General features: G+C 31.5%; 6 protein-coding genes. All 6 read right to left on the bottom strand.

Annotation, left to right across the window (positions count from 1 at the left end; all coding sequences use genetic code 11):
* Positions 1-159: 159 nt before the first annotated feature.
* The 6 genes from U9R23_05285 to dtd all read right to left on the bottom strand — a co-directional run bounded on the left by U9R23_05285 (position 160) and on the right by dtd (position 5,598).
* Positions 160-330 (bottom strand): hypothetical protein, encoded by a 171-nt coding sequence (locus U9R23_05285; GenBank protein ID MEA3475834.1) that lies wholly within the window; start codon positions 328-330, stop codon positions 160-162.
* A gap of 13 nt (positions 331-343) precedes the next feature.
* A complete protein-coding gene (locus U9R23_05280) occupies positions 344-1,246 on the bottom strand; it encodes a PfkB family carbohydrate kinase (GenBank protein ID MEA3475833.1) in 903 nt (300 codons plus the stop codon).
* Positions 1,243-1,461 carry a hypothetical protein gene (locus tag U9R23_05275; GenBank protein MEA3475832.1) on the bottom strand — a complete coding sequence of 73 codons (219 nt, stop codon included), beginning with the start codon at positions 1,459-1,461 and terminating at the stop codon, positions 1,243-1,245. Before U9R23_05275 ends, U9R23_05280 begins: the two co-directional genes overlap by 4 nt.
* Before the next feature lie 175 nt (positions 1,462-1,636).
* Positions 1,637-2,830, bottom strand: a complete 1,194-nt coding sequence (locus U9R23_05270; GenBank protein MEA3475831.1) for a pyridoxal phosphate-dependent aminotransferase — start codon at positions 2,828-2,830, stop codon at positions 1,637-1,639.
* A 65-nt stretch (positions 2,831-2,895) separates the two neighbouring features.
* Positions 2,896-4,977: a glycine--tRNA ligase subunit beta gene (gene glyS / locus U9R23_05265; protein ID MEA3475830.1), complete on the bottom strand. Its 2,082-nt coding sequence runs from the start codon at positions 4,975-4,977 to the stop codon at positions 2,896-2,898.
* A gap of 183 nt (positions 4,978-5,160) precedes the next feature.
* Positions 5,161-5,598 (bottom strand): D-aminoacyl-tRNA deacylase, encoded by a 438-nt coding sequence (gene dtd, locus U9R23_05260; GenBank protein MEA3475829.1) that lies wholly within the window; start codon positions 5,596-5,598, stop codon positions 5,161-5,163.
* Between the last annotated feature and the right edge of the window lie 160 nt (positions 5,599-5,758).

Here is a 5,758-nt window from a genome sequence, read left to right as displayed (position 1 = left end):
TTGGAGGGTCCCAATCATAAACTCTGATAGTTTGTGGTGAAACACCTTTTAAGACTCCCAGCAGAATAGCTTCATCTATTGCCATATTTTCTGCTGGAGCCATTTTGCCAGAGATGATAAAGCGCCATGAATTAGTCATTGGTCATTTATCATTAGTAATTAGTTTGTGGGATAATAACTTATAACAATTTTTGGTAAGCCTCTTTTGATTTTTCCAATTTTAATAGCATCTGTTTTTGTAACAATTTTTTCCGAATCAATCTTGTTCTCAAATGCAATCATACAAAGTCCATCTATAGCATACGCAGAATTTTTATATTTCATTTTCATTTTATAGTAATAATCAGCTGAATTGAGTATATTTTTTTAGAATATTATACCGATTATCTATCTGCATTCTATTGATACTTTTTATGATTTCAACACTGAAGCCCTCTATATTGAAAGAAGATGTAATTGTTCCATAAATTGTAGCTCTTTTTAATGTTTCATAATTAATGTTATTTTGTGAAGCAATATATCCCATAAATCCTCCTGCAAAGCAATCTCCCGCACCTGTTGGATCAACCACTTTTTGAACAGGGAAAATAGGTGCAAAGAAAAGATTGTTTTTTGTAATCGCAATGGAGCCATATTCTCCTTGTTTTATAATAATGAGTTTTAGACCCATCTGTAAAACTTTTTCTGCAGCATCAAAGATATAACTCTCGCCAGTAAGCATTCTTATCTCTTCTTCATTAATGAATAGTATATCTATCATTTTTAATAACTTTTTTAAGGATTTATTTTTTCCTTCAATCCAGAAATTCATTGTATCCGCTGCAATTATTTTCGGCATTTTCATCTGGCTTAAGATGCTTATTTGTAATTCTGGGTCAATATTGCCTAAAAAGAGATATTCACACGAACTAAAATTATCAGGTATTTTGGGGGAGAAGTTTGCGAAAACATTTAATGAGGTTTTTAAAGTAATTGCTTCATTAAGGTTTTCATATTTTCCTTCCCAACGAAAAGTTTTGCCATCAGCTATTTCTAATCCACATGTATCTATACCTTTATTCTTTAATAGTTTGATATTTTCTTTGGGAAAATCAGTCCCAACAATACCCACGATTGAAACATTTTTACAGAAGTAGCTTGCTGCTAAAGAGGCATAAACTGCAGAACCTCCAAGTGCATCTCTTACCTTACCAAATCTGTTTTGAACAGTGTCTAATGCGATTGAACCGATGATTAGAAGACTCATTTTTCCTCATTTATGATTATTTCTGTTTTAGGTTCTTTTGATTCTGTAAGCCATTTAAACAATTTATCTGGACCTCCGCTTGAAAAAAATTTTACAAGCAAGATAACAACAATTAAGATAATAATCCTGAGCAATAATTTCCAGAAAGAAGACAGTTCTTTGTTTCGTCTTTCTCTCCTTCTTTTCCACTCGTCGCCGAATTCTAAATGTTTCATATGAAAATCGTTGTTAATATTATATGGAGTAGCCGAGTCTCTCGGCTGAATTCGGCAAGAGACTTGCCGACTCCAAATCAAATATAATTTTCATTCTCCTTTGTATCCCGATGAATCGGGACATGAATGCTTCATATAATTAAAAAAAATCTTATATTTTATCTCATTTCTTAGTTTATAATAGATTTTTCAAGCCATCTGCAAATCGCTTCACTCCTTCCTTTATATTATCAATTGAATTCGCATAGGAAAAGCGGACATAATTATCCACACCAAAGGCAGAACCTGGAACAACAGCAACATGATAATCTTTCAGCAGATATTGGCACAAATCTACAGAATTTTTTATTTGGGAATTATTTAGATAATAAGAAATATTTGGCATTGCATAAAATGCCCCTTTTGGCATAATACATTTAATATGTGGGATTTGATTTAGTTCATTTACTAAATAATTTCTTCGTTTTTCAAATGTTTCTCTCATCATTTCAATACTTCCATCATTTTCTAATAGAGCAGTAACAGCAGCTTTTTGAGTTATAGAATTAACGCAGGAAGTAATATGGCTCTGTATACGACTTGCTCGCTTAATAATTTCTGTGGGACCCGCTGCATAACCAAGTCTCCAGCCTGTCATTGCATAAGCTTTTGAAATTCCATTTATCACGACAGTAATTTTAAAAATTTCATCAGAAATGGAAGCAATTGAAACATGCTGTGCTCCATCATAAATAAGCTTCTCATAGATTTCATCAGAAATTATTAGAATATTATGCTTAAGACAAACTTCAGCAATTTTTTTTAAATCCTTTTTATTATAAATCGTACCGGTCGGATTGTTGGGAGAGTTTAAAATAAGGGCTTTAGGATTGCTGAGAGAAAGTATAGTTTCTTCAAGCTGTTGTGTGTTTATTTTAAAATTACAGGACATATTTGTATGCAAAAGAACAGGAAAGGCGTCAACCATTTCTACCTGAGAAGTGTAGCTTACCCAGTATGGGCATGGGATTAAAACCTCATCTCTGGGGTCACAAACAGCCATTAAGATAAATACGATTGCAGCCTTAGCTCCAGGCGAAACCAGAATATCTTCTGGGTTGTAATTTAGATTATTATCTTTCTTGAATTTTGTAGAAATTGCCTCTCTCAATTCAAGAATTCCAGCAGAGGCTGTGTATCTTGTAAAATTATCATCTATTGCTTTTTTTGCTGATTCTTTGATATAATCTGGAGTATTGAAATCAGGTTCTCCTACACCAAAATTTATTACATCAATTCCATTAGCCTGCATCCTTTTTGCTAAAGAAGAAACTGTTAATGTTGGTGAAGGATTAATCGCTTTTGCTCTATGAGAAATATTTATTGCCATTCTTAGTTCTCCATAATTAGTTCAACCAATTCAACCGATTCAACCAGTTCAACCATTTCAACTAATTAAATTTCGTAAACTATTTTTGACAAATCTGCAGTTTTTAAGAAATTTTTATTAATCATCCTTAGCAATGCCATCCTATTTTCTCGTATTTTTTTATCTTCAACCATTACCATAACATTATCAAAAAAGGCATCAATGTCATCTTTCAGCAAAACTAATAAATCAAGGCTCTTTTGATAGTTTTTTTCAGCAACACTTCTTTCATACTCAGGAGCTATCTGCATTACCTTTTGATAGAGTTTCTTTTCTTCCTTTTCTTGAAACAGTTTTACATCCAAATCTGCTTCATATTCGGAATCTGATAGTATATTAGACACTCTTTTAAATCCAATAATAAGTTTACGAAAATCTTCATGAGATTTAAAAATCTGCAGTTTTTTTGCTCTAATAATTAAATCAGGTATATCAAAAAATCCAATTGACATAACTGCGTCTACAACATCATAGTCAATCTTATAATTTTCTAAATGATTCTTGATTCTTTGGCTGAAGAAAAGTATTATTTGTGATTCTGTATTTCTATTTACTTTTATTATAGATTTAAAAGATTGCAAGCTTTTATCAATTAAAACTTTTAGATTGATTGATAAATTGTTTTTATCCAAAATTTTAATAATGCCATTTCCGGCTCTTCTCAAACCAAGAGGGTCATAAGAACCGGTAGGAATAAGCCCAATTGCAAAGCATCCACAAATTGTGTCCATTTTATCAACTAAAGATAAGACCGTACCGGTTTGTGTTTCAGGCAGAATATCGTCTTTGTATCTTGGCAGATATTGTTCAAAAATTGCTTTTGCCACTTGTTTATCTTCTCCATCATTCAAGGCATATTGCCATCCCATAAAACCCTGGAGTTTTGTATATTCTTTTTCGCCAAGCATCAAAGTTGTTAAGTCTGTTTTAGAAAGAAGGATGGCTCTGTTTATATTATCAACATCGCAATTAAGCTCTTTAGATAGATATTTTGCAGGTTCTTGCATTCGCTCAATTTTGTCAAATAGAGTGCCCAACTCTTTCTGGAAAGTTATTTTCTTTAGGTTTTCAACCCGGTCTATAAGTTTAGTTTTCTTATCTGTTTCAAAATAGAATTTTGCATCCGTAAAACGGGCATTTATAACTCTTTCGTAGCCGTATCTGACCTTATCAATAGTTTTTGGGTTGCTATTGCAGAGACAGATAAAATACGGAATCAATTTTCCTTTTTCATTTGACACAGAAAAGCATCTTTTGATTTCAGAGAGAGTTGTAATAAGCACTTCACGCGGAAGTGTTAGAAAACTTTCATCAAATCTTCCCAAAATTGGAGAAGGAAATTCCACCAGATCTGTTACAGTTTCAATCAGTTGAAAATCTTTTACTGGAACCCCGTTAACTTTATTTGCGGTTTCATATAATTGCTTTATAATTAGTTTCTTTCTCTCTTCTCTATCAGGAATTACGAAATGGTTTTCTAATTCAGGTTGATAATCATCAATATTTTTAATTTTAATTTTATTGTGTATCTTTTCAAATCTATTTCCAAATGTAAAATAACTGCTTTTTACATCGCTAATTTGGACATCAAGAATATTGTTATTATATAATGCAACAATCCAGCGGATAGGTCTTGCAAAAGATATACCATTTTCCTGCCATCGCATTGTCTTGGGAAATGGAATTTCACCAATCATATCAATAGATATTTGTTTCAGGATTTCAGTTGTTGTTTTTCCTTTAACTACTTTTATTGAAGTTAAATATTCGCCCCTTTTTAATTTTTTTATAACAATATCTTTTTTTGAAAGTCCTTGTTTTTTTAAGAACCCCAGACCAACTTTATTCAGATTTCCATCAGAATCATAAGCAATCTTTTTGGGTGGTCCAATTATTTCTTTCTTGATATCTTTCTGGCATATAGACAGTCCATTTATTATTAAAGCTAATCTTCTTGGAGTTGAATATTTTTCAATACTTTCAAATCCTATCATATGATTATGAAGTTGGTTATCAAAGTAGTTAGTTATAAACTCAATTGCTGGTTGGATATAAGAAGTTGGTAATTCTTCTACACCGATTTCAAAAAGATATCTATTTTTATACATTAGAGTTGGTAATTTCCTTTTGTATTTTTTGCTGTCAAGATTTTGGCATTTGAAGATAGTCACAGAGTCACAGAGATAGAATAATTTAACCACAAAGACCAAAAAAGCATAAAGAGGGAAAAATTATTTTTTTTGTGCTCTTTGTATGTTAGAAACGATCAACTCTGTGTTCACAGTTGTGATTTATCTTTCCAGCATAAATGTTGCAGGTCCTAAATTCACTAATTCAACTTCCATCAAAGCGCCAAAAATTCCCAACTTTGGCTTAATACCATTTTTCGTTAGTTCTTCAGCAAATTCTTGGTATAATTTTTCTGCAATCTCTGGTTTTGCAGAATCAGTGAAACTGGGGCGATTACCTTTTTTGCAATTAGCACACAAAGTAAACTGGGAAATGAGTAATATTTCACCTTCAATATCTTTCACGCTTAGATTCATCTTGCCACCTTCATTTTCGAAAATACGAAGATTTACGCATTTTTTTGCTAAATATTCAATTTGAACAATACTGTCATTACTTGCAATACCAAGAAAAATCAATAGGCCTTTTCCAATTTTAGAGATTAATTTTCCCTCAATAGTAACCGATGCCTTCTTAACTCTTTGTATTAGAATTTTCATTATTTCTTATAAATTTCTTTGCCTTTCCTATTAGTTATAAATTTATAAAGAGATTTTAATTTTTGTCAACTTTATGTAATAATATTTCTTGACTTTTATTTTTATAAAAAATATTAAGGTTTTGTTATAATAAATGGTGTAAATAAATATGCTTTAAGGT

Source organism: Candidatus Cloacimonadota bacterium, assembly GCA_034722995.1.
Lineage (GTDB): Bacteria > Cloacimonadota > Cloacimonadia > JGIOTU-2 > JGIOTU-2 > JAGMCF01.
Note: the sequence above shows the minus strand (reverse complement) of the source record. Positions and strands in the feature narration are given on the sequence as shown.